At 38.9% G+C, this 24,017-nt stretch carries 24 protein-coding genes, 1 tRNA gene and 1 other annotated feature; of the genes, 3 read left to right on the forward strand and 22 right to left on the reverse strand.

Annotated features, from left to right (window positions below; translation table 11 throughout):
* The first annotated feature begins 75 nt into the window (after positions 1 to 75).
* Positions 76 to 1,119, forward strand: a complete 1,044-nt coding sequence (locus IEU65_RS03305; RefSeq protein ID WP_010294225.1) for a branched-chain amino acid aminotransferase — start codon at positions 76 to 78, stop codon at positions 1,117 to 1,119.
* A 104-nt stretch (positions 1,120 to 1,223) separates the two neighbouring features.
* A complete protein-coding gene (locus IEU65_RS03310) occupies positions 1,224 to 1,661 on the forward strand; it encodes a pyridoxamine 5'-phosphate oxidase family protein (RefSeq protein WP_010294228.1) in 438 nt (145 codons plus the stop codon).
* A gap of 28 nt (positions 1,662 to 1,689) precedes the next feature.
* Here IEU65_RS03310 and IEU65_RS03315 read toward each other — a convergent pair whose 3' ends face one another.
* From IEU65_RS03315 to IEU65_RS03355, 9 genes are all read right to left on the reverse strand, one after another.
* Positions 1,690 to 2,214 (reverse strand): YutD family protein, encoded by a 525-nt coding sequence (locus IEU65_RS03315; protein ID WP_010294230.1) that lies wholly within the window; start codon positions 2,212 to 2,214, stop codon positions 1,690 to 1,692.
* Positions 2,214 to 3,560: a bifunctional metallophosphatase/5'-nucleotidase gene (locus tag IEU65_RS03320; protein WP_010294231.1), complete on the reverse strand. Its 1,347-nt coding sequence runs from the start codon at positions 3,558 to 3,560 to the stop codon at positions 2,214 to 2,216. Before IEU65_RS03320 ends, IEU65_RS03315 begins: the two co-directional genes overlap by 1 nt.
* Positions 3,561 to 3,570: 10 nt before the next feature.
* Complete coding sequence (locus IEU65_RS03325; protein ID WP_010294233.1) at positions 3,571 to 4,188, reverse strand: metallophosphoesterase family protein; 618 nt, start codon at positions 4,186 to 4,188, stop codon at positions 3,571 to 3,573.
* A gap of 24 nt (positions 4,189 to 4,212) precedes the next feature.
* A complete protein-coding gene (locus IEU65_RS03330) occupies positions 4,213 to 4,659 on the reverse strand; it encodes a hypothetical protein (protein WP_010294235.1) in 447 nt (148 codons plus the stop codon).
* A gap of 1 nt (position 4,660) precedes the next feature.
* Positions 4,661 to 5,755, reverse strand: a complete 1,095-nt coding sequence (locus IEU65_RS03335; RefSeq protein WP_010294237.1) for a M24 family metallopeptidase — start codon at positions 5,753 to 5,755, stop codon at positions 4,661 to 4,663.
* 73 nt (positions 5,756 to 5,828) lie between these two features.
* Positions 5,829 to 6,146: a 50S ribosomal protein L27 gene (gene rpmA / locus IEU65_RS03340; protein WP_002814840.1), complete on the reverse strand. Its 318-nt coding sequence runs from the start codon at positions 6,144 to 6,146 to the stop codon at positions 5,829 to 5,831.
* Positions 6,147 to 6,177: 31 nt separating this feature from the next.
* On the reverse strand, positions 6,178 to 6,477 hold the full coding sequence (gene rplU, locus IEU65_RS03345; RefSeq protein ID WP_004911533.1) for a 50S ribosomal protein L21: 300 nt from the start codon (positions 6,475 to 6,477) through the stop codon (positions 6,178 to 6,180).
* Between the two features lie 11 nt (positions 6,478 to 6,488).
* Positions 6,489 to 6,572, reverse strand: a sequence feature (ribosomal protein L21 leader region).
* Positions 6,573 to 6,624: 52 nt separating this feature from the next.
* A complete protein-coding gene (locus IEU65_RS03350; RefSeq protein WP_010293306.1) occupies positions 6,625 to 7,203 on the reverse strand; it encodes a TetR/AcrR family transcriptional regulator in 579 nt (192 codons plus the stop codon).
* Between the two features lie 601 nt (positions 7,204 to 7,804).
* Positions 7,805 to 8,323: a hypothetical protein gene (locus IEU65_RS03355; protein ID WP_010293303.1), complete on the reverse strand. Its 519-nt coding sequence runs from the start codon at positions 8,321 to 8,323 to the stop codon at positions 7,805 to 7,807.
* A gap of 98 nt (positions 8,324 to 8,421) precedes the next feature.
* Here IEU65_RS03355 and IEU65_RS03360 point away from each other — a divergent pair.
* Positions 8,422 to 8,495, forward strand: a tRNA-Arg gene (locus IEU65_RS03360).
* Positions 8,496 to 8,678: 183 nt separating this feature from the next.
* Here IEU65_RS03360 and IEU65_RS03365 read toward each other — a convergent pair.
* The 13 genes from IEU65_RS03365 to IEU65_RS03420 all read right to left on the reverse strand — a co-directional run bounded on the left by IEU65_RS03365 (position 8,679) and on the right by IEU65_RS03420 (position 24,016).
* Positions 8,679 to 9,077 carry a hypothetical protein gene (locus tag IEU65_RS03365; RefSeq protein WP_010276329.1) on the reverse strand — a complete coding sequence of 133 codons (399 nt, stop codon included), beginning with the start codon at positions 9,075 to 9,077 and terminating at the stop codon, positions 8,679 to 8,681.
* Positions 9,078 to 10,024: 947 nt separating this feature from the next.
* A complete protein-coding gene (locus IEU65_RS03370) occupies positions 10,025 to 10,606 on the reverse strand; it encodes a hypothetical protein (protein WP_010276334.1) in 582 nt (193 codons plus the stop codon).
* An 11-nt stretch (positions 10,607 to 10,617) separates the two neighbouring features.
* Positions 10,618 to 11,019 carry a DUF6941 family protein gene (locus IEU65_RS03375; protein ID WP_010276339.1) on the reverse strand — a complete coding sequence of 134 codons (402 nt, stop codon included), beginning with the start codon at positions 11,017 to 11,019 and terminating at the stop codon, positions 10,618 to 10,620.
* Positions 11,020 to 11,158: 139 nt separating this feature from the next.
* A complete protein-coding gene (locus tag IEU65_RS03380; RefSeq protein WP_010276344.1) occupies positions 11,159 to 11,632 on the reverse strand; it encodes a holin in 474 nt (157 codons plus the stop codon).
* A gap of 9 nt (positions 11,633 to 11,641) precedes the next feature.
* Positions 11,642 to 12,733 (reverse strand): GH25 family lysozyme, encoded by a 1,092-nt coding sequence (locus tag IEU65_RS03385; protein WP_010276351.1) that lies wholly within the window; start codon positions 12,731 to 12,733, stop codon positions 11,642 to 11,644.
* A 12-nt stretch (positions 12,734 to 12,745) separates the two neighbouring features.
* Entirely contained in the window at positions 12,746 to 12,985 is a 240-nt protein-coding gene (locus IEU65_RS03390; protein ID WP_010276355.1) for a hypothetical protein, read from the reverse strand.
* 1 nt (position 12,986) lies between these two features.
* Positions 12,987 to 13,223, reverse strand: a complete 237-nt coding sequence (locus IEU65_RS03395) for a hypothetical protein (protein ID WP_010276358.1) — start codon at positions 13,221 to 13,223, stop codon at positions 12,987 to 12,989.
* 2 nt (positions 13,224 to 13,225) lie between these two features.
* The gene (locus tag IEU65_RS10450) at positions 13,226 to 13,354 is read right to left on the reverse strand and encodes a hypothetical protein (RefSeq protein ID WP_010276360.1); all 129 of its coding nucleotides are present in this window, start codon (positions 13,352 to 13,354) and stop codon (positions 13,226 to 13,228) included.
* A gap of 1 nt (position 13,355) precedes the next feature.
* Positions 13,356 to 19,160, reverse strand: coding sequence for a phage tail spike protein (locus IEU65_RS03400; protein WP_168441502.1), 5,805 nt, complete (start codon positions 19,158 to 19,160; stop codon positions 13,356 to 13,358).
* Entirely contained in the window at positions 19,157 to 19,882 is a 726-nt protein-coding gene (locus IEU65_RS03405; RefSeq protein ID WP_010276367.1) for a phage putative tail component, read from the reverse strand. The genes IEU65_RS03400 and IEU65_RS03405 overlap by 4 nt, the downstream gene beginning before the upstream one ends.
* A gap of 3 nt (positions 19,883 to 19,885) precedes the next feature.
* Positions 19,886 to 22,768 carry a phage tail tape measure protein gene (locus tag IEU65_RS03410; RefSeq protein ID WP_010276369.1) on the reverse strand — a complete coding sequence of 961 codons (2,883 nt, stop codon included), beginning with the start codon at positions 22,766 to 22,768 and terminating at the stop codon, positions 19,886 to 19,888.
* 256 nt (positions 22,769 to 23,024) lie between these two features.
* On the reverse strand, positions 23,025 to 23,387 hold the full coding sequence (locus tag IEU65_RS03415; protein ID WP_010276374.1) for a hypothetical protein: 363 nt from the start codon (positions 23,385 to 23,387) through the stop codon (positions 23,025 to 23,027).
* A gap of 47 nt (positions 23,388 to 23,434) precedes the next feature.
* Positions 23,435 to 24,016 (reverse strand): major tail protein, encoded by a 582-nt coding sequence (locus tag IEU65_RS03420; protein WP_010276377.1) that lies wholly within the window; start codon positions 24,014 to 24,016, stop codon positions 23,435 to 23,437.
* Between the last annotated feature and the right edge of the window lies 1 nt (position 24,017).

Below are 24,017 nucleotides of genomic sequence, written 5' to 3' on the forward strand. Positions count from 1 at the left end.
AATGAAGGGTTGCACAATTTGTTTCTAAGCGTTATAGTAGTTTTATCATATTTCTCTAAGAAAGAAGGATGGACAATGTCTGAACAACAGAAAGCAAAACCCGAAGATTTTGATTGGGATAACTTGGGATTTGAATATCATGATCTTCCCTATCGTTTCCGAGCTTATTATAAAGATGGTAAATGGAGTGAAGGTGGCCTTGAAACAGATGCCAACATTCCAGTGAATGAAGCTGCAACTGGCCTTCACTATGGCCAAAATATTTTTGAAGGATTAAAAGTATACCGTCGAAAAGATGGTGGTGCTAACTTGTTCCGTCCTGACCGTAACGCCAAGCGCTTGCAAAATTCCGCTGATCGTTTGATGATGGCGCCTGTACCCGAAGAACTCTTTTTACGTGCTTTGAAGGAAGTGGCCAAAGCCAACCAAGACTTTATTCCCCCATATGGCACTGGTGCAACACTTTATTTGCGTCCTTTTGAATTTGGTGGTGGTCCAGTGGTTGGTGTTCATCCGGCTGATAATTATGTTTTTGAAGTTTATGCAACACCCGTTGGCGCCTATTATAAGGGTGGCTTAACACCAACCGCTTATGTCACTAATCATTATGATCGTGCAGCACACGGCGGTACTGGTGCAGCCAAAGCTGGCGGTAACTATGGTGCTTCCATGTTAGCAGGTGATGAGGCCCACAAAGCCGGATATTCGGATGTTGTTTATCTTGATCCACGTCTTCATGAAAACATTGAAGAACTTGGATCAGCCAACTTCTTTGGCATCACAAAAGATGGCCGTTTCTTGACACCAAAATCTCCTTCTATTTTGCCTTCAGTCACAAAGTACTCTTTGCTTGCTGTAGCACAAGAGCTTGGTCTAAAAGCTGAAGAGACAACAATTTCCATCAATGATCTTGATCAGTTTGCTGAAGCCGGTGCAATGGGAACTGCTGCCGTCATTTCGCCAGTAGGATCAATTACACATCAAGGTAATAAGCATGTCTTCTATTCTGAAACTGAAGTCGGACCGTGGACTCAAAAACTATATGATCGTTTGACGGCGATCCAATATGGCGATCAAGAAGGTCCTGAAGGTTGGGCAGTTGATGTACCACTTGACTAGTATTTAAAAAAGCGCTGTCCGCGCTTTTTTATTTTTCCTAAATTCACAATTTGTTCACATTCAACAGCTATAATAGTATTAAAATACGAATAGTGAGGTATCTTATGTCCCCAGTTGAAGAAGCACTACGTCTCGGCGTGCATGTTGTTAATATTGCTACCATAAGTCTTGACGGCACACACCCATCAAATCGGTTTACTTATTATGCTTTACCTGAAACACTGACAAACTTTTTCTATATTACAACTTTCCGACAATCGACAAAAGTAAAAGAAATTGAGAACAATCCTCATGTGTCATTTACTACTGCCCCAAGCAATGAAAAAAATGCTTGGGTCGGCTCAAACGATGCTATTGCTGAAATTTTAGAAACACCGATTCAGACAGTCGTGCCGTTATTTAAAGATCAAATTGATGGTTGGTATGATACAGTTGGTGATCTGGATAACAATGATTGGGTAGTCATCAAAATCACTTTTAACTCTGCAATGATCGTGTCACAAGATGGTGTGAGTTATTTTCCTGAAACCGAAGATGATTAAAAAATAAGCTTAACCAAACAGGTTAAGCTTATTTTTGTTTAATTGTAAATGCACGTTTTTTCGTTGGTGCTTTTTTAGTCGATGGTTTTCCATTTTTGGACTTTGATTTTGTTTTTGGACGCTGTTTATTATCTTTGGATTCGCGCTTTGGCTTAGTATTTGGTTTATGTGAAGTATTTTCACGTGCCTCTCTGACGCGAGGATTGATATTTTCTAGCACAAAATAAGGTGCACCAAAATTAACGTACTCATATAAATAATCTTGTAAGGTTTGTATTTTATCTTGGTTAGCCACCGACTTATCATTGTGGTAGAAACCTTTTAGCCGCAATTGTTCAGCTGAAATATCACCCACTATATAATCATATTGGGCTAACAATGGTGTATACCGAATGGCTAATTTATCGACATCAAAAGCGTCTTTAAAATTATCAACCAATTCTAACGTTAAACGATCTATTTCGATTTCATCACCGCGCCGCGTCACACGGTAAACGGATTTTCTCTCTGCTTGCTGCGCTATCGTTTTTTCTTTAAGTGTATCGTGATCCATTAGTTATCCTTATTATATTTGTCAGTATAGTAGTCTGCCATTAATTCACGTAAAATAATGTTTAACGCAATTTCACTTGGTGCGTCAGCAATAATTGGAAAAAATGGAATCCATTTATAATGATCCAATGTCGCAATCTGATAGGATTGATCCATTATTAGATTCTCGCCATGATATAAAATTTGACCATCTTGCTGCCGATCAATACCATCAAAACGCATGTAACCAAATACTTTTCCCCTAAAACCACTACCTTTCATGGGAAAGTTGGCCAACTCAGCTGTCTGTTTTTCAATGCTGATCATCAAGTTTTTAATTTGTGTCCCAGTTAGTGTGATTAGCATCGGGTTGATCGCATGTGGCATACTTTCTAATAACTCGTAGCGACTCAGCTCGCCCTCAGGCAAATCTTCTACAAACATGCCAGTTGACACAAGTGCAGCAGGCACTTGATAGAAACGCTTCAAAGCACGCAAAGCATCATAGGCTTGCTCATCAGTACCAATTGTTCTTGGCAAAACTGCGACATGCTGCGATTCTAGTTCATGACGCCCTGCATTAAGCCACCCTTTAATTAAATTAAAGTCGTCAACAGACTCTGGCAACTCATAAACCGGTGTTGTCCTTGCCGCTTGATCAATAATTTTATGATCTTCCATCGTTAAAGTAACATCGCCAATATTTTCACCATAGCGACCGGCCCCTGCCAAAATTGTCTGATTAATCACTTTGCCGTGGGGTAACAAATGATGTGTATGAGCCCCAAGGATAACGTCAATATCATACTTTTTAGCGAGTCGCTCGTCTGTTGGCAATCCCAAGTGAGATAGCAGAACAATAACATCTGATTTTTCTCTGATTATTGGCAGCAAACGGTCTAACGTGTCGTCAACATCATGCGGCTGCCAACCTAGCGGTGGATATGTTAGTTCATACGGTGCCGTTAGACCCAAAACACCAATTTTTGTCCCTATCCCCGTTGTTAAAATTTTATATTCCTGCGCCCACTTTGGTTGACTATCATTGGGTAATTCTTTCAGGTTTGCTAATAAGACATCAAAATTTGCTTTATCATATAAATGATTAAGTGCCTCATGAGACAACACGAGGCCCTCATTATTACCAATTGTTACCCCATCATAATGACAATTGTTCATCAATTCAATATTTGCCCAGCCCATACTTGCATCCGTGAGGGGGTGTAACCTGTCAATCGCGTCGCCAATATCAAATGTAACTACTTCGCTATATGATCTTTGTTTTTCATGTAAAAATCGTGATACGCGTGGCCAATTTTCAAGGTGCGAATGGATATCATTTGTATGTAATATGTGAATTGTTTCCATAACACCCCTCCTATACGCGCTGCAAATAGTCTCTCTTTTTCCCAGCAATAATCGCTATTACTTCATTTTCACTCAAAGGCGCACCAAATGGCACACTATTGCTGGGCAAATAATCAATATCAGGTGAATCTACACCGACATTAATATTTTCCTTAGCATGAACACTATAATTGTGAATGTGACCATGCAGATTAATTTGATTTTTGGTCAAACCTAACATCATCGGATAATGCGTTAAAAACACTTCGTGATGATCAAATTTCAACCTGACCCCAACCTCATGAAAGTCAAATTTTGGTTGACCATTTTGGCTATTTAGCTGTTGTTGGGCCAAATATTTGAACAAAGCACTGCTATCATGATTGCCTTTAATCAACACAATATGACCATTTAAATGCGATAAAATGTCAAATGTCTGAGCCATGATCAAGCTAGCCGGTTTAGTATATTTCATTGCAATGTCGCCAAGATGATAGACAGTATCATTAGGCTTCACCTTAGCATTCCAATGGTTAATGATTGTCTCATTCATATCTGCTACCGTCAAAAATTGTGAGCGTGGAGAAAAAACTTGACTAGTTAATAAACTATCGTGATAAAAATGGGTATCTGCTGTATAAAAATTCATTGTTTACAAAACCCTCTCCACCAACTACTTGCCAAAACGATACACAAACTCTGAAAAATCATCCAAATTTGCTGGAAAAGCATTTAATCCCCAAATGAGGCGTTCCGGCTGACCAGGAATCTGGTAGCGGACACCCCATTCGTCATTTCGGCTCGGATCATCATACGATGGTCCACGATATTCAGTTAACCATGTTTTAATATAAGCCATGGCTTCTTGAGAAAAATGATCCCATACATTGGTCATATCAACCCAATCTTCCCGATAGCGCCAATTAAATGGCTCCCCTTGGTCATTATAGTGAGGATTATAAAAATCGAATTCCGGATCCAAAATATCTTTAGCTTCTTGTGATTTGCTGTCACTTTGCCAAAAAGCATGTCCCTCATGACGTTTTATATAAACGTAATCAAACCCATTGACTAAATTTCCGCGATAAAACACCAAAAAATCTAATCGTGTTTGTGCCATATTAAACTCCAATCACCAACAATTCTTTTGACAAATTGGCTGTCAAATTTTCGTATCCGTCTGCAGTCACAATGACATCATCTTCAATACGAACACCACCCTTGCCACCAAGGTAAATGCCAGGTTCAATTGTCAATAAATGACCAGCCTGCATTTCGTCACTAGAACGTGGACTTATCGCAGGTCCTTCATGAATATCAAGCCCCACACCGTGACCGCCACCATGATTGTACTGTTCAGCATAACCATGCTCCGAAATGTAATCACGAGCAACTTTATCAATTTCGCTACCTGAAATGCCGGGTTTGACAATGGCAATGGCATTTTCATTTGCTTGTTTAACAATATCATAAATTTCTTTTAATTCGTCACTCACTTGGCCGACAGCGATGGTCCGCGTAACGTCTGATGTATAACCATCGACATAATAGCCAAAGTCAATTGTTACCAATTCACCATCAGCTATTACCTTATCTGTTGCTTCCCCATGGGGTAACGCTGAACGATATCCTGAAGCCACAATTGTGTCAAATGAAGCTTTTTCAGCACCATATTTTTTTTGTAAACGATCTAATTCGTTGGCCACTTCGCGCTCTGTTTTACCTGGTTGAATAAATGGTATTAAATCTTGAAAAGCTTTGACAGATGCTGTGGCTGCAAGTCTTAGCGCAGCCAATTCACTTTCATCTTTTACTTCTCGCAAAGTTTCAATAGCACTTGGCAGTGCATCAAATTCAATGTTTGCAGGTAATAGTTCATCTAAATAATCGTATATGTTATACGGCATATCTGCTTCAAAAGCCAAATGTTTGATACCAAATTCTTGAGCAGTTGCAACTGCATCTTCGTAATATGCCCTAGTTATTTTTAAATCAACCCCTTCAGGCAAACGATCTTTATAGTCTTCTTCATATCGAGCATCTGTAATCAGTCGTGCTTGATTTAAACTAACAAGGACAACCCCATCACCAGTTCCGCCATCAAAACCTGTTAGATATTTTGTGTTAAACCCTTGGTATACAATCATACCGTCTAAATCAAGCTTTTTTAAAAGTGCTTGTAATTTTTTAAGCCGTGCTTCGTAATATTTTGTCATAATAATCTCTTTTCTCGTTCTGCTTTCATTATAGCAAAAAAGACTGACCTAAGTCAGTCTTTAGAATAGCTACTTACTTGGCAGCAGCAACGATTTCATTGTATTGTTCACGTGTATAAACAGATACTTGACGCTTTTCGCGACCTTTACGCTCAAACTTAACAACACCGTCTGTCAAAGCAAACAATGTGTCATCGCCACCCTTTTTAACGTTTACGCCTGGATAAATATGCGTACCACGTTGGCGGTAAATGATTGAGCCAGCAGTCAAATCTTGTCCGTCAGCAACTTTAGTGCCTAAACGACGACCTGCTGAGTCACGACCGTTGGCTGAAGATCCGCCACCTTTGTGGTGAGCGAACATTTGCAAGTTTTCTTGATTCATCAACATAAGTCTATTTCTCCTTTACAAGTAGTAATGATTACGCGATTGAATCAATCTTCACGCGTGTATATGGTTGGCGGTGGCCTTGCTTAGTATGTGAATGCTTCTTGGCACGGTACTTGAAAGTAACAACCTTCTTTTGCTTGCCTTGCTTTTCAACTGTGCCTTCTACCTTTGCACCATCAACAAATGGTGTACCAATTTTTGAATCAGTCAGAACAACTTGGTCAAAAGTTACCTTTTCACCTTCAGCTGCGTCCAACTTTTCAACGAAAATTGTGTCACCTTCAGCGACTTTGTATTGTTTGCCGCCAGTTACAATAATTGCATATGCCATTATTGAATTCTCCTTATACTTAGACTCACCATCACAGGCGGTTAGGCCCTAGTCCCAAACATGCTTTAACCTGATCTGAGTGGTTGTAGCTTTGCTAACAACCCTTATATTTTACCAGTTGAAAATGCATTAGTCAAATCTAATGCGCTATTTTGCGGCTTTAGGCGTAAAGTCAAATAAACCTAACCCCGTATCTTTGATAACAGTCGGATTGCCTCGCCATAAAACTGCGAATTCTTGCAGCAAATCATCTTGTGTCATATTCATATCATCACTCAACCACCGCGCAATCATAGCCCAGAAGCCTGCATTAATTGTCTCCCACTGATATTGCAATCGTCGATTAACATCCTGAGCTGATGCATTCACTTTGGTTTGCATTTGCGTCCTGAGACGATCAAACAGTGCATGCTGGAAAGAAGGATCGGCATGATGATTCAACACCGCATTATAAAAAGCGGCTTGGCGGCTGACACTGGCAATCATTTCAGCAACAATAAAAGTTTCTTTTGTATGTAACAATAAATCATTCAATATGACATCATTGACTTCAGAAATCAAATGTTCTTTATTGGCATAATACTTATAAAAAGTTCCCCGCGTAATATCGGCGCGTGCTAGTAATGTTGTAATCGAAAATCCAGGTTGCGTTGTCAATAAAGCAATAGTTGCTGATTGAATAATTTGCCGCGTGCGCACAATGCGAGCGTCAATTTTCTTGGACACAGTTTTATCCTCCTTTGCAGCATTTGTTTTTATTATACCATCTCTATCGCTAACCAAAAGTAATAAACTTGTGATGATTTGAAGCTATGTACGGTGGCTCCCATTGTTGGGGTAAACGTTTTTCAAACTCAGAATTATGAAAAGGAATAGTTGAATTAGAATGTTTTGTGTTGCGGAGTCACCTTAAGTGATATCATATCATGTCAGTCACATTTAGCTATGTGCATAACCAACAAATTTCGAACATGTTTTAGGTCATATTAACCAACTATTTTGAAGCATTAATTTATAATTAATACCTTATCGAGTATCTGAAGACAACTAAATAACGTTAATTGTGTTAGAATATCTTCATATAAGTTGTATGAGGAAAATCATGTCAGCCTTCACTTTATTATTTATCTACACCTTAATCTTAATTACGATTTTAATCATTGGCATCGTTATTCATAATAGTCACATGATTATCGCCGGTATAATTGGTGTTTGTGTTCAAATTGCAATGCTAATTTACTTATGTTATTTTATTGTGCCATACATGTAGCAAATAAAAACTGCTATGACCCTCAAAAAGTAGATCACAGCATTTCTTATCTCTTAACTATTCTTCGTGCTTAGCACCAATTTGATAAATAGCCTGCTCAATATTCAAATCACTTTTCATTTGCGCAACAATATCAGCCCTCTGCGCCGAACTCTTGTTGATTGCGTTAACTGACATTAAAATAATAGTATCAAATGCGCTGTGAAAGCGTGAGGCCACGCTACCATCAATGTTATACTTGCCTGTTTGAGCTGCTTTCGCAATTGTAACGATACCATTTTTCCCATACAATGCATCTCGCAATGATTGAGCATCAGCCTCACTTAAATTACTACGATTGTTTTTTATGATTTTGTCAGCATCTTTTTCAATGGCCGACATCGTTGCTTGCTTTTTATAATTAAATTTGTTCAAATCACTAATTAGCGCTTTTATGTCGGAACGTGACGTTTTCAAATGCTGATAGTCATCTTTTGGCATTGAAACACCAGCATATTTGGGCTGTTGACTGAACGTAATAAAGGCAACAAGTAATGCAACAACAATTGCTGCTAGTGCAATAAAGGCTTTTCTCATAAATATTCTCCAAGTTTATCTAACTCTAGTATAAATCAAATAACGAATTAAAAAAACTCTTTCATGAATCGTTCTAAAATGGTATCATAGTAAAGTACGCGTTGGTAGCTCAGCTGGATAGAGCAGCCGGTTTCTACCCGGCAGGTCGAGGGTTCGACTCCCCCTCAACGCATTTTGACTGTTATCTTACAAATGTTGAGATAACAGTTTTTGTTTGCTTAAATGTTGATTTATCAATGTTTGAACAGAATTGTGTAGTTCGCTTAAAATCATTTAAAGTTATATAAATTCGTATTTTTTTGCTACAATTTGCTACAAATTTGCTACAAATAAAAAACGCCGACCAGATTAATTTCTAGTCGGCGTTTTCAATTCTGATCGCTCTTATGTCTTCTAATAAATGACTGCTAATCTTCCCATCTGAATTTTCAATACTCAAACTTCTATCGTTAAGGTTGGCTACCAAACCTACTATGTTCTTCGGTGTATCGTGTTCATATGTTGTTGTATTCAATTGTATCACCACGAAACGCCAATTAGCCATAGCATGCATAGCCTCTCTAACAATATCGTTGGTTGCCATTTGTTTCATGGGCGTTTCATCAAAGTTGTTATCAGCGTTGAAATGCTTTAAGGCACTTGTGTGGTCTGATAAAAAATACCCTTGCCACTTCTTGATACCTCTTTCTCTATAATCATGCTGAAAGTAGTTAGTTACCAGTGCGCTAAAATCATCATAGTCTTTGTGTTCCATAAAGTCACCTCTATGACATTATACGAACACTTGTTCGATATTGCAAATAAAAAAATCAGCCAGTTTTTACACTGACTGAACGCGTTTTGGGATGTAATCTTATAGGGAAGATTACGAATACAATTGTAAACCACTTACTAATTTATAGCAAATAAAAAAAGAAACACATCAGATGTGCTCCTTAAACATAAAAGAAATGTAGCGAGAGTTATGGATGCAAGCTACGAGATATATTGTATATCACTTACTTTAAAATAGCAAATAAAAACCCAACAAGTTGAAAACAATTTCAGAATGGACGCCTCCATTATTAAAAAGTGATTGTTGGGCTGACTATATGTTATCACTCTTACTTTTTGAAAGCAAATAAAAGCTCAACAACCATGTAATCGTAATTTAGAGAATAATAAAGCGTTAGCTAATGTAATATATTTTGGTTGTTGAGCCAAATATAATCATACTCCTTGAATTTCAAAATGCAAACAAAAAGCAGGTACTACCTGCCGTCTGCTAGTTTATATCAAAATATATCGTCTCTAATAATACCACTACCGTTTATTAAAATCAAAATTAGTTATTAATAAAACCCAACAAGTTGAAAAACGATCCCATAAGGAAGAGCTCGCGAGAGCATGAAACCGATTGTTGGGTCTGTAGTCCACTCTTGAAAGAACTACGACTCTATTTTATCACAAATTAAAACCCAACGATCATTGTGCGATATCGGTAGACATCTAGGTCTAGTTCCGATAATGATTGCTGGGTAGTGTCAACATAAGACTTACTTATTGTAAGCTATTTAAATTTTAATTGCAAATAAAAACCCAACAAACATATCAGATTCGAAATTGGAAGTAACTCATCATGATGTTGTTGGGCTATTTAATGGTATCACTTGTGCGGGTTTGGGGCAAATAAATGATATAGTAAAGAATTATAGAGACAAATTATCCCTTCCAGTGAAATATATAATGAGAAATTAACGACCAAGCTATTGGTACTAAAATTGCAAAAACCGCTATCCATCTAGTCGTTGTATCGTAATTCTTTTTGCTTATTTGACTTTGATGTTTTTTTAATTCGTCCGCTATATATTTTTTTAATTTAGCTTCACTTGTGTCTATTTTTTGCGATACTGTATCGATTTTTGCGTCTACAGTTTCAACTTTGGCAATCGTTGCCTCTTTGGAAGCATCAATTAAATCTTTTAGACTATTCAAATCGCGATTTGTTAGGTAATCATTATCTGACATTTCTAATACACCTCCTTCAATTTGTTTACTTGTAAAGGTAGTAATGCTTTTAGAATGATGATTTAAAGAATCATCAGATGAGTAAATATCGAAAACTTTATTTTTTAATCCATCGTCGGAATTTATGGAAACATAGCCACTATTTAACGTGACAGTTGATATAAAAGCTGCGGCAATTACCGGTAATATTTTAGATGAATGATGTAATTCATCTTTTGTTCCACTATTAAATTCAAAAAACGGTGTTTTTGACTCAGTGCTATAAACAACATCCATATTGTAAAAACCTATTGAGCAACATGCACAATGCGGAATGATTGCCTACCCTGCTCGTTACCATCGATTTTGAATACTAATTCATATTCTCCCTCTTCTCTAAATAGCACATTTCTAAAATTCAAGTTGAAGTTAAATGTCTTCAATGGGTTCATATTTTGAATAGGAGATTTACCATTTATATCGTTTACTACATTCTGAGTGCTTTTCTCTAAAATCGTAAACTGCAAATCGTGCTGCTTTTCGAAACTGATGTTTTCAGTCAAAACACCCGCTGCAAAAGATAACGCACTAGGCACAACCGGCAAAGCAAAAGCCATCGTAGGATTAATTAATGCATTCATCGCTCCTGATCCTGTAGCTGGGTTTTGTTGACTTTCAAAACCTTCTCCAAAAACTATTTGTACACTCATGTTTTTTCTCCTTTGTTTTCATTTTTTATTATATATCATAATGTTTGTTTTTTACATAATTTTATTACTATGAGTATATATATTGTTAACAAAAAAGCGCCCAACCAGAAATAATCCAGTCGGGCGGCTTTTATTATATTCAATTTTGTAAGGCGTTAACCTTTGCTTGTGCATCAGCTAATGCCTGTTGTGCTTTGGCTAACTCATCAGCCTTAGCTACTTCACTAGCTCGTTGTGCTGCTGCCTCTTGTGCTTTTGCTTGTTCGGCCGTCATCTGTGGATACGTCTGATTCAGTTCATTAATCAACGCAGCGTATTCTTTTTCAATAGCGTTTTTGATTAGTGTTTCATCAGTATCTGATAATCCTAACGCTGATAACGCTTTTTTGACGATATCAACGGCTCCCAATTTCTTGGCTTCACCCTCTAGGTATTGTGTCACACCTAACTTTTGCATAGCTACGATTGCAGCTTTAGACAATGGTGATAAAACGTTAATCAAAGTGGTAGCCTTGCTATTACCAGTAATGACTTTACCAATCCAGCCACCGATGATTGGAATAGCTGCCAAAGCGATTGCGATAATAACATCTGAAATACTATTTACTTGCATGTGATCTCCTTATTTGATTATTGCAAACGACTTCATCATGGAAACTGGCTCACCACCAATTTCAACGTTAATCGTTGTCGCTGTCTGTGAAATAACCTTGTACTTACCGTTCAAAGTGAAGTACTCCATACGTCCGTTGTTGCCTTGAATGTATTGATTTTTCAACTTATTACCATATCGGTCAGTCAAAGTTAAGGCTGAGATAGGAATATAGTTGTTGTAATCAATCACTGGAATACTCATATCAATGTTGACACCGTACATTTTGTTATTGTACTTAGTCCAGTAGTCAGCCACGTAGACACCACTAAAGGTTGCATAACGTGTCTTTGCTGGTGTGCTTGGTGTGTTCGTTGACTGTGATGGCTTTGAAGCCGTTTGTTCGGCTGGCTTATCATTATCCAATGAACCAACCACCATGACATTACCATCAACACCAAAGTGATTATCACCATACTGCCAAATCTTCACATTGGAATAATTTGGGAAGTATTGCATAGGTGGCGTTGCTTGATGCGCCGTGGTCAAGTACCAGGCTAACCACAATGCATTAGGATAACGTGCATTGATACGTGTTAAATCAACGTACGAATTGACGTAGCTTGTATAGCTATAAAACATTGGCTTATAGCCAGCAGCGTAAATCTGATCCATGAACGTCAAAATAGCCGTAGTGTTGTTAGCCTTAGTGAGACCAGCGCCTTTTTCATAGTCCAATGCAATGTAGCTACCTTTGGCTAATCCAGCGTTCTGTGCATCTTGTACAGCTAATTGTGCGTGATAACTCGCTTCACTAACTGAATCACCAAACTCACCCCAGAAATAGCCACCGGTTTGCATACCGACGGCATCAGCGTTATGAATTTGGGCGTAGGCTTTAGGATTGACATAATGACTACCCTCACCGCCGCCACGTCCGCCCAGCTTAACCATAGTGAAGTTATCACCATAGCTCTTAAACTGGCTGAAATAGCTTGTGGTTGTGCCCTGATAACTGGCAACGTCAATACCCAATGTATTGGCTGAAACACCTGAAATCGTGGCAACTAAAAAGGCAACCGCTCCAACAGAAGCAATCACCCATCGTTTTAATTTATTCACTTATCTTTCCTCCTATGAGTGTGTGTCAGTCCACTTTTCTAGTGCTGACGTTCGTGTGTCAAGGCTAATCAACTTGCCCTCATGTTGGTCAAGCCGTCCGTCTTGCGCTTTCAAATTACTATTTAGATCTTTAATGGTGTCTTGTAGACTGACAATCTTGTCGCCGATTGTGTATTTGAACACTAACCCAAATAAACCACCTGCAAACGTTATGACTGTTATCCACCCGACAATATCGTGTGGAAATGCCATATTATCCCTCCGTTGTTTCTGCTGGAGCTTCTGCGATAAGCGCTTGAATTTTCGTCTTAGCTGCTGCCTTGATGTCATCTTCTGTTGATGTCAAACTAATACCATCTTCTGGCGTCACCTGCAGATTACCGTTAAGGCTATTTGGGAACGTGCCTGCGTTAAATGAAACTGACGCGTACTTTAATGTCAACTTACCGTCAACGAAACTAAATTGTAAATCTCCAACTGTCATATTCATGATTATTTCTCCTCTTCTTTGGCTTGGTTCTCGTATTGCTCAACAAGTGACTTATACTGCGCATTCTGCAAAGTCAAGTTAGCGTTCTCTTGCAATAACGTTTGTACAATTGAGTTTAAATCTGGTTTCATTTTATTTACCTTCACTTTCTAATTCTTCAATGCGTTCTTTTAATTCTTTGACTAACGGTATCAACAATAATGCGACACGGTCATAGTTAATTCCCTCAACTTCGTTATCCTCACCATACTGAACTAGGTATTCTAACCCAGCGTCACGTAAATCTTCGGCAATCATACCGAAGTACCGTGTTTCGTCATTTTTTTCACGATATTGGCGCTTGTCTATCCACGTTGATAATGGTATTTCAAGTAATTTTTTACTGTCGCTTAACGGAACATTATGTTTAATATCCTGTTTATATTTCTTGGCAGATGAAGCGCGATATAAGCTACCATCTGAGGCAATGTAAACATTGGCAGATGCCGACCAAGTAACGTTGTATGCAGATGGAATGTGCACAGCTTTGGCTTGTAATGATATTCTATCTCCGTTTGGCGAGGCGCCTTTACTATCTGAACCAATATATATATATGGTTCACTGGTCCCGACAATATCGTTATACTGCTTACCACCAGATATTATGACACCCTGTTCTGCTCCACCTATTTTAGTTGGCATCAAGTTGCCGTTATATTTACCTATACTTAAACCGACAAACTTTTCAGTAGATATCGGCGTGTCATACCCTCTGTCATCATATCCATTGATAGAAACTGTCAAAGAATCTCTTGCTTTAATCAAAGCTGACATTCCATTAAACAAAGAACTATTATTTGATATTTCTAAATACGGATTGGTTTGAGGACTAAACAAAGTTGGATCGATTAATTGCAATTTTCCCTGTGTCAGTAATGCTCTAGTAACTCCGTTTGCAGTAGAAATATATCCTTGGTCGATATTAATATCAGTGGTGTAATCAGAGCTGTTAATTCTACCTTTTTGGAACACGACTGATCCGGTATTCAAATTGATATTCAAGTTAGCACCAGAAATAGCACCAGATACAATGTTGTTTGCGTTGATGTTCGTGACGTTTACTTGGTTACCGTTTATCGTCCCAACAGTCATATTTGAAGCGTTAAGGTTTTTAAAGTTACCACCTTTTGCGTAGAAGTCACCAGTGACAGTTGTATCACCATTCAGCACGATGTTCTTACCAGCTATTTGAACACCAGACGTATCCTGGTTGATTAAACTAATAATCTTACCGTTGTTGTCCGTTAAAGCAGATGTTATCTGTGTCGCCGTTTGAGTCTGAATACTTGTGGCTAGCGTGCTGCCTGTGATGATAGACGTTTTACTCAACGCTGTTTGGAAGTCAGATGAGATGTTACCACTTGAATCACGCACAAAGTTAGATATGCTATCTGCGGTGATTTTCACTTGCGCAAGGGCTGCGTTGTTGTTGTACGCTCCAGCAACATAAGCACCCACGGTTGTTCCCAAGGTTAGCATGGGTTTATTGATGCCAATTTTACTTCCCTTTTCGCGAGCGTCCACAACCAATCTGATATACTTTGCACCGGTGGGCATATTAGTTAAAGTAAAATTGTTGACGATATAGTTCGTCCAACCTTTACCACTGGAACCAGCGACATTCTGTGGATTTATGAAAACGTTCGGAATGGGATTTAAGCTAGAGTCCAAGTATTGAAGATATATATAAGATAAACCATTTGTTCCTACTGAAAAAATATAATAATTCAACTTCCAAGAAATGGTTATACTTGATGAACCGTTAAGCGAGATTGGTGAAGAATAAAGATTAACTATTCCCCCACCTGTATTCGCTAGTACTAAAACCGCTCCAGAATAATCATAATCACCCACAGTGTAAGTTCCAGAACCAGTCATAGACCAGCCCTGCAAATCCGGACTAAATTCAGAATTGTTTATTAAGTTAGTTTGACCTAACGAGTTGACTGTCTGTTGTAAATTAGAAACTGTTGTAGCAGTTCCGTTAGCTGTGGTCTCAACTGTTGTTAGTCGTGAAGTTAACTTCGTGTTGTTGGCATCGTAATCGGACTGTGCAACTTTTTGCTTAATCGCATTAGCGTTTGTGACAATATCAGCACTATTAGCGCTAATTCGTCCATCGGCGTCTTGTTTATAATTCCCAAGCGAAGTTGTCACTGCGTCTGCTGTTTGTTGTGCCTTGCTAACACCAGTCGTGAGTTGACCTGTTTTAGTGTCGTAATCAGTTTGTGAAACTTTTGTCGCCACCTGCTGAGCCGTAGCCGTAATATCGGCTTGTGCTTTGCTGATTCGTCCGTCTGCATCTGTCTGATACTTCGATAAGTTCAATGCCGCATTATCAGCAGTTAGTTGTGCTTTCGCCGTTGCACTGTTGTTGTTGTAGTTACCTTGTACATATGCTCCAACTGTTGATGAGAATACAAGCATTGGCTGTGAATAACTACTAGTACCAACTGAACCATTGGTGACGAATACTACAACGACATAGGCTGAATTTGATGGTGATGTAGCAGAGGCTGTTAGCCTAGTCCATGAAGATATTTTAGAACTGTCTTTAATCGTATTTGATATATAATTTTGATTTGAGTCATAATAATAAAATCTTAATGAAGCTGTAACTGTACCATTGTAGTTACTAGAAGAGTATGCCTCCATAGCTAATACTGATATTACATTTCCCCCAATAGGAATTAGACCAGAGTTTATTGATGAAGCCCCATATCCATAAGCATTTAACAGTACATTGCTACCATTAAATTTCTCAGATGATAGTGACCATGATGTATCAGAAGATAAAGGAGTTGTTGCTGTGAACTTTCCTGATGTAGTAGGAGTTCCAATATTCCAACCTGCAAAATCGGGACTAAACTCTGTGTTAAACAGTTGGTTAATTTGCCCCAAACTATTCACGGTAGTGTTAATCTTAGCAACGGTTGCATCAAAACCATCAGCTCTCTGCTGTAACGTACTAATGTCTCCTGATTGTTTCCCTTGCGTGGTTTGCAAATCACTAACAGTCTGCTTAGTTCCGTTGGCGTCAGACACAATCGAGTTCATTTTTGCATCTTGCTCACCATCTTTTTGTTTGATGGAAACAATGTCTGTTTTAGCTTGATTAGCTGTCTGCGTAGTAGCTGTTAAGTCTGTCTGAAGTTGACCTGTCTTGGTATTGTAATCAGTCTGACTAACCTTAGTTTTCAAACCATCTACTGCTGTCTGCGCGGTTGTTTGAGCTGTCTGAACAGCACCGTCATTGGTGGTCTTATAACTACTGAAGTCACTTTGAACGCCAGATACTGATGTTTCAATATTACCCATACGGGCATCTTGTTGACCGTCTTTAGTTTGAATATCAGTGATGGACTGTTTGGTACCATTCACATCAGTTGTAATTTGGTTAATCTTATCAGATTGACTATCTTGTGTTGTCTCGATGTCACTAATGCTTTGTTTGGTTCCATCAACATCACTTGATATACTGTTAATCTTAGAGGCTTGGCTTGTGGCTGTTGCCTTGATATTGACAATATCTGTAGCCTGTGAATCAACAGTTTGCTTAACCTGTGTATATTTTGTTGATAAATCACCCGTCTTTTGGTCGTAATCAGTCTGTGATACCTTTGTTGCAACCAAACCTAATGCGGTTGTGGCATCCGTTTGAGCCTTAGAAACCTTTCCATCGTTAGTATGTTGGTACTGTGTGATGGTTTCTTTAATTTGGTTATCTTTGGTTGTGTAATCTAAGACAACATCTTCAGGTGCTGGGGTCCATGTGGTGATAATTGTTCCAGATTTCATGAACAGATTAGAATAAGTTATAGTATTTCCAGAAGCCATTTGACTCATTATTCTAAAAGTCAAACTAGTTACGTCTTGAGTGGCCGTTAAAATTCCTGGGTTCAATTTAAACTTTAAATCCACATGCCCTGTTAATTGACCTGATTTAACAGTAAAATTTTGTTGTTGCCACGGACTTTGATTAAAAAACACGCTTGCTTGCATATCCGAAGATAATGCTGTTTTTAAAGTCCAGTCAAAAGATATGATGTAATCGCCGTTTGCTATTCCCCAATTTTTAATAGGCGAATAAAATATAGCTTGATTATAAATATCTTGGTTATCTTTCCCATTAGAAGTTTGTGTCTTTGGGTTTGCTGTATCAAGAATGTAGTTTCTATCACCAACACTAAGCGCTTTGATTGTATCGTTAATATCACTCTTGGCTTGATTAACCGCATTAGTAGCTTTGGTGTCTAATGCACTAACTGCATTCTGTCGGTCTGTAACCTCTTTAGCTATTGTGTTTAGCGCGTCTGCTTTAGCTTGATTAGCATAAGTTCGTGCTTGTGAATTGGCAGCAGCTACCGCAGTGTTACGTGCAGACGCTTCACTAGCAATGCTGTCCGTTAAGTCTGTTTTAGCAGCTGACAGAGCGTTTTGTGCTTGATTAAATTGAGACGTTGCCGCACTCTTAGCGTTAGCTTCTGCTGAACTAGCCTGCGACGCAGCCTGTGACTTTGCTGTTGCAATATCAGTTGACAGACCTTGCTTCACTTCATCAGTGTGTGCGTTGGCTTGTGCGACTGCGTCATATACAGCATCATCTATTTTTTCTTGCGTGTCCGAATCTACTAAATCGACCCAATCACCACTAACAAATTGCTTAACACCAGACTTGTCACCGTCTACCCAATACCACAAATCACCTTCTTGTGGGTGTGATGGCTCAACGCTACCATAGTAGTTTTTGTTCTTGCCGTTTGCACTCACTGCCGCTGCGTCAGCTTGATTTTGAACAGAAATAATCTTGTCCTGTAAATCAGATAACTGTGTTCGAGAACTGTCAGCAAACGATTGCTTAGCTGTCCCAACCGTCATTTTTGTAACTCTGTCTAAAATAGGGTCATAATGCAATTCGTTGACAATAGCTGTGACATTCACACCATATTCTGGCACATATACGGTCACAGTATCGGTTAGTGACACGCTCTCTAAATTCTTGAACTTGTCCTGATAGTCTGCGCTATCCTGTAAACTTAAAACATCGATGTCTATTGTGACTGTCGGTTTGTCTCTGCCAGTGTTAGCACTTTGAGTAAACCAACCCTTTGCCGCTGCATTTAAATCCGCCACTGTCTTGATAGTGTCATCAGTAAATTCAAGCGGCAACGTGTAAATCTGTTCATAATTGTTGATATATTGTGAATCAACTGGTGTTCCTTCCAACGTGGTAGTTGTTTGGTCATCGTTTTGAACTGACTTAGTTGGAATAATGCGCGTTACCAATGAACTGATGTCAACACTATATTTCAGACCTGATATATTCTTACCAAGTCTAAAAGTCGCAACATTATCACGACCACGTCTGTTGAACATGGCCACTCGCCTATTCTCGCGCTTTAACTCACCACCCCATATCTGTAAGAATGAGCCGGTTGTTCCCATGATGGCTTCCATAGGATTTACGTAATTGAGCGATGTTGTTGATGAGGTTGCTATATCAGAATAAAAGGAAAAAACAGATGGATTCACAATAGCGTTCTTAAGTGCAGTCATAAATGATTGCCCGTCACCTGAAGCAACTAAATGTTTAACAAGGTTATGTGTTAGATCATACGTAATCGAATCAGCTTCAATCGTCACTGCATAACCACTAATGTCAAGTTCTGTGCTAACAATTCTGAAAGCGTGAATATCGTCTCGCTGGTTAGGCTTAGCCAGAATAAGACGACCAACCGAGATATCAGCATATCGTACACCAGAAACTGGATAGCTAGCCGTTAATTGTAGTAAACCGTTGCGTTGTTCTTCTACATCAACATCATAGATTTCAACCAACGAGCCAAGACCTTGTGAGGTGAAATCAATCTCATCTTTTTCATATAAAATTGGTGTCATAGCGTCCTCCATCTTGGTTCTACTTCAACAGTGCCACTGTTCACCGATACGGTGTTTGCCCCCGGCTTTAGTAACGGGAAGTCACCAATCGCCATTTTTGCATTCTCATTGACAACCGTTACACCGTCCATTCGCCAAACAGTTTGTAGTGCTGAATCAAGTTCAATGCTGGTCGTGACATTTGTCAATTTAGTAACAACGCCATTGACAGTTAGGTTAATTGCACCTGTTCCCTTGATAATAAGATGTGGTTTCGCATAATAAAGCTCTGGGTTAGTCAACGTCAATGATGTTCCAGAAACATTTGCTACGTTCAACAAATACTTATACGGTGCTGCACTCACTTTAACCTTGTATATTCTTGTAGATGAAAAGACAAGCGGTCTAGTCACTCCTACTGCGTCAGTTCTAAAAATTTGGTATTGGTATTGGTCATCAAAATAAAACGTAGCAGGCACGTATTTACCAGTGTCTAGCGCAACCATGAAAGCCGTATACCGTGACTTCCGTTGTGCTTCTGTGTCGGCTTGAATTGAGAACTCAAATTCAAACTCTCGATTTGCATAATTACCATCATCAAACAAAATAGCACGATCTAATCCGACCGCGCTATCGTTTAAAGTTGTTTTTCGTTCTGGTATACCGGTATCAAACCAGTTTGTAATCACAGCTCCATTGGCAGAACCAACAAAACCGTTGATATTAAAATCTCCTCGTCTCACTGATTAACCTCCTATCGCTCTAGTTTTAGAATTTTGAGCACGTGTGATACCGTCTGTCACAGCGTCTGTTAACTTCTTTATCGTTTGTGCTGATGTGTCAGCTAACACTTGAACGGTCACATTGATTGTGTCACCGCCTAATCCACCGGTTGCTTCAGCAATGCCCTTACCAATACCACCCAACGTCTTAGCATTAAGTGGTAATGCTGCTTCGGGTCCTGCTTCACCAACACCACTAAATCCGCCGTTATTAGCAAACAAAGTAGGCTTAGTGAACACACCACCCTTTGCATACCAATCAACACCGATGTGAGGTATCTTACCCTTTAACGGATTAAATGAACCAGATAGATTAAAGTGAGGCAGTGGAATATGTGGGATGTCAATTGATGGAAACCTCAATCTGAAATTAAACAGACTTTTAATTCTATTGACAATTCCGCTAATCACATTGTGTGCTGCTTGAATAGGTGATGTGATAGCTGACTTAATACCGTTCCAGACGCTAGTAGTAACTGATTTAATGCCGTTCCAAATACTACTTACGGTACTCTTGATACCATTAACAACACCTGAAATCGTTGACTTAATACCATTCCAAACAGAACTAGCAGTCGACCTAACAGCATTAAATACTGATGATGTAACGGATTTTATACCGTTCCATACTGACGTAACTGTGGACTTAATAGCATTTACGACTGATGAAACTGCTGATTTAATTGCATTCCATACGCTAGTCGCTACTGATTTTATGGCATTGAAAATATTTGATATGCCATTCTTCATTTGGTTAAACTTGTTACTTACAGCGGTGACTATTGCATTAACAACATTTGAAAACATTGTCTTAATACCGTTCCAAATATCAGACACTTTTTGTTTAATAGCAGTCCAAATATTACTCCACCATATTTGAAAGTTTGCTATTCCAACGTTGATTGACAATATTAAATCGTTCCAAATTGCTTTAACGTTGTTGACCATGTCCGACCAAACGCCTTTAATCCAGTCAACAATTTTTCCCCAATTTTGAAATACCAAAACAACTGCCGTTATTGCTGCAATGATACCAGCTATAATTCCAATGATTGGTAACAAGGCTGTAGCACCAAAAGTACCAATAATACCAGCTATCATTGTTATTATTGGCGCCAAAGCAGCAATAGCCACCGATATACCACCAAAAACACCAATTACTGTTTTTACTGTCGGATTTAAATTGTCAAACCATTTTATTAAGTCTGATAACTTGTTAATTAATGGCGTCATTTGAATAACGATGTCTGAAAATGACAACTTCAACTTATTTAATGCGCTTGTCCATTTTTCTCCCGGTGTTTGTTCATTCATCTTTTTTGTAGCGCCGGTAGTCTTTTCAGTCTCTTTGGTAGCCATTAACAACGATGATGAAGCTTGTTGCCCCAAATCTTCAAATTGTGTTCCTAGACCTTGAACTGCGGCTTTAGCCTTATCAGCCGGCATTTTAGACAAGTCTTGACCAACAGAAGCCATAACATCAGCACTTGTTGCCTTTCCGGCTTTAAATTGTGCGAAAGCATCTTGTGTTGATTTACTAAACTGTTTCATCGGCTCATCGAGCTGACCAGACGTTAGTCTAAGTTGAAATTCTTTCACAGCGTCGGCTACCTTATCGGTATTAAATGCCCCGGCTTGCATTCCTGCATTTAAGACCGATAACATACCACCTGCACTTATTCCTGCATCTTGAAATGTTGGTGCATATTCGTTAACCGTATCTAAGAAGTCATCGTTCTTATTCAATCCATCTTGTAACCCTTTAGAAATCAAATCAGTGGCTTCCTGACCAGTAAGCCCCATAGCTTTCATAGCTTGACTAGATGAGTTAACTGCGTCTTTAATATCAACACCACCGTGTTTTGAAACCGCAACCAAATCAAGAGACAGCTTTTTAATGTCACCACTGCTTACAATCGTGCCAAAGCCGTTTATAACATCTTGAACAGCTTCGTTAGCTTCATCAACACTATCAACCATTCCTGTTCCAAAAACATTTTTGACAACGTCTGTGGCAGATTTTGCACTTGAAGCCGTTAGACCCATCGTGTTCTGCATTGATGATTGTGCATTACCAAAGTCCATTGCAGTTTCGACAATAGCATCACCCATTTCTGCAGCCTTGTCGCTTACCTGCGATAGACCCTCAGCCATAGTAGCGCCTTTGAACACGTCCATCTTTCCAGACGTTTCATCAGTCTTATTGCCTAAGTCCTCAATGGCTTTTGAGGCATTAGTGATATTAGTATCATCAACTTTATCGAGTGTCTGTGTCAGTTTTGACATATCAGAGCTTGCCACACCACTCTCTTTGGCAATCATTTGCAAGGCTCTGTCTAGTGATTCAGAATTGGCCGTACCACTCTTAATTGCATTAACCAGCCGTGTACCTAACACACTTTTAAAATCATCAACAGATGTTCCGGTAGCCTTAAAATAGTTTTGCAATCTTTGTGTTGATTGGCTCAACTCTTGCTGACTATTTTCTGCTGTTGAAAGTTGGGACTTATAACCTTTTAACGTTGCCTCGGTTGAAGCTATTTCACGTTGGAACGCACGATACTGTTCTTCCCCAATATCGCCTTTAGCAAACTGTGCATCAACTTGTGCCTGTGCGTCTTTCAACGTCTTTAACTTGTCGCCCGTTTGCGTAATTGCTTGTGACAACAACTTTTGTTTTTGCGCAACCAGTTCTGTGTTGCCTGGATCTAATTTTAATAGCTTGTTGACATCACGTAATTCGCTCTGTGTCTTATTTGCGCTAGAGTTGACACTAGACAGCGCTTTATCCAAGCCTTTTGTATCACCATTTATTTCAATTGTGATACCTTTGATATTTCTAGACATAGCCACCTCCTAATTTATGTACAAAAAAAGCGCTACTAAGCGCTAATTTTTTAAAATGAATCGAACATTGCCTGATTAGCTTTGACTTTCTTGTCTTTTTGACTATCAGGCGTTTCAGAATTGACATACTCCGTGATATAGTCCATCACTTGTCCTATATCCATCATCTGCATTTCTTCAAATGAAAGACCAGCCTTTTTAGCAACGTACAGATAACTCTCATCATCAAATGTCTCGTCACTTTCTTGACTGGTCTTTAAGCTTTTTTTGTTGTCACTGAACGCATGACCAATTCCATGACATCACCAATAAAATCAAACATTGGAAACTCGGTGAAATCGGCAAGCCATTCATCTAAGGGTTTTAAACTCATGTCTGCGTTTTTTGCATATACCCAAACGAAGTTATACATGATTGCAATATCTCCGTTTTCAAACAATGGTAACAATGCAGCCATTTCTTGACCCTTTTTCGACTTGTTAGCCGTTTCGGCAATTTTTAAGAATTGTCCCAAGTCTGCGAAAAAGTCACGTCCAAATGCGTTCTTGTAAATGATTGGTGTTGCACCGCTTGAAATTAACTTCACGTCTTTACCATCAATATTGATTGTCTTTTCCATTTTTTAACCTCTTTCATATTGGTATGTACGTGGGATAACCCACTTTGTTATTCACCACCTGTTTGAGCAGCTTCACCTGTAAACACCGCGTCATACCATGCGTTATAAACCGCTTCAGTAGTTGCTGAATTAGTCTTAGTCTTAACATCACCAGAATATGGATCGGGCGCTGCTGTAAATTCAAGTTCTTGCGTGTTAACATCAACCTTGTCTTCTTTTGTCTTTGAACCATCGCCAGGGCGCGACAATGACACATTGAACAACAAATGACGAACAGCTTTTTGGTCACCATCAAATTCAAACATCAGAGCAATGCGCTTAATCTTTGCGTTTGCATTTTCTGTTGAAACACCTTTGCTGTCGTCAATACCCAGGACTTCTTTTTCAAACGCTTCTGTCAATTTTGCAATGGTTAACTTACCTGTATAACCTTGGTTGTTGTCAGCCGTATAATACTTCGTATCGTCTGCTGAAAATTCAACCCCATTTCCACTTGCATCTAAGGTTAATTCTGTTGCTCCAGGCAATGCAGCCGGTGTTCCGTATGTTAACTTTGTACCATCATCGGTAATGACGGCATAATGTGTATTTTTCAAGCCAAAGGTTACTTTGTTTTCACTTGCTACCATT

This window comes from Leuconostoc pseudomesenteroides KCTC 3652 (genome assembly GCF_014634745.1).
Classification (GTDB): domain Bacteria; phylum Bacillota; class Bacilli; order Lactobacillales; family Lactobacillaceae; genus Leuconostoc; species Leuconostoc pseudomesenteroides.

Bases quoted from the DNA above. Each gene is read 5' to 3' on its own strand.
- IEU65_RS03370 (WP_010276334.1), bottom strand. From the start codon at position 10,606: ATGGATGTTGTTTATAGCACTGAGTCAAAAACACCGTTTTTTGAATTT.
- IEU65_RS10450 (WP_010276360.1), bottom strand. From the start codon at position 13,354: ATGAAACCAGATTTAAACTCAATTGTACAAACGTTATTGCAAGAGAAC.
- IEU65_RS03410 (WP_010276369.1), bottom strand. From the start codon at position 22,768: ATGTCTAGAAATATCAAAGGTATCACAATTGAAATAAATGGTGATACA.
- IEU65_RS03395 (WP_010276358.1), bottom strand. From the start codon at position 13,223: ATGAATATGACAGTTGGAGATTTACAATTTAGTTTCGTTGACGGTAAG.
- IEU65_RS03310 (WP_010294228.1), top strand. From the start codon at position 1,224: ATGTCCCCAGTTGAAGAAGCACTACGTCTCGGCGTGCATGTTGTTAAT.
- IEU65_RS03415 (WP_010276374.1), bottom strand. From the start codon at position 23,387: ATGGAAAAGACAATCAATATTGATGGTAAAGACGTGAAGTTAATTTCA.
- IEU65_RS03320 (WP_010294231.1), bottom strand. From the start codon at position 3,560: ATGGAAACAATTCACATATTACATACAAATGATATCCATTCGCACCTT.
- IEU65_RS03355 (WP_010293303.1), bottom strand. From the start codon at position 8,323: ATGAGAAAAGCCTTTATTGCACTAGCAGCAATTGTTGTTGCATTACTT.
- IEU65_RS03325 (WP_010294233.1), bottom strand. From the start codon at position 4,188: ATGAATTTTTATACAGCAGATACCCATTTTTATCACGATAGTTTATTA.
- IEU65_RS03375 (WP_010276339.1), bottom strand. From the start codon at position 11,019: ATGAGTGTACAAATAGTTTTTGGAGAAGGTTTTGAAAGTCAACAAAAC.
- IEU65_RS03365 (WP_010276329.1), bottom strand. From the start codon at position 9,077: ATGGAACACAAAGACTATGATGATTTTAGCGCACTGGTAACTAACTAC.
- IEU65_RS03335 (WP_010294237.1), bottom strand. From the start codon at position 5,755: ATGACAAAATATTACGAAGCACGGCTTAAAAAATTACAAGCACTTTTA.
- IEU65_RS03420 (WP_010276377.1), bottom strand. From the start codon at position 24,016: ATGGTAGCAAGTGAAAACAAAGTAACCTTTGGCTTGAAAAATACACAT.
- IEU65_RS03305 (WP_010294225.1), top strand. From the start codon at position 76: ATGTCTGAACAACAGAAAGCAAAACCCGAAGATTTTGATTGGGATAAC.
- IEU65_RS03330 (WP_010294235.1), bottom strand. From the start codon at position 4,659: ATGGCACAAACACGATTAGATTTTTTGGTGTTTTATCGCGGAAATTTA.
- rplU (WP_004911533.1), bottom strand. From the start codon at position 6,477: ATGGCATATGCAATTATTGTAACTGGCGGCAAACAATACAAAGTCGCT.
- IEU65_RS03315 (WP_010294230.1), bottom strand. From the start codon at position 2,214: ATGGATCACGATACACTTAAAGAAAAAACGATAGCGCAGCAAGCAGAG.
- IEU65_RS03390 (WP_010276355.1), bottom strand. From the start codon at position 12,985: ATGGCATTTCCACACGATATTGTCGGGTGGATAACAGTCATAACGTTT.
- rpmA (WP_002814840.1), bottom strand. From the start codon at position 6,146: ATGTTGATGAATCAAGAAAACTTGCAAATGTTCGCTCACCACAAAGGT.
- IEU65_RS03380 (WP_010276344.1), bottom strand. From the start codon at position 11,632: ATGCAAGTAAATAGTATTTCAGATGTTATTATCGCAATCGCTTTGGCA.
- IEU65_RS03400 (WP_168441502.1), bottom strand. From the start codon at position 19,160: ATGACACCAATTTTATATGAAAAAGATGAGATTGATTTCACCTCACAA.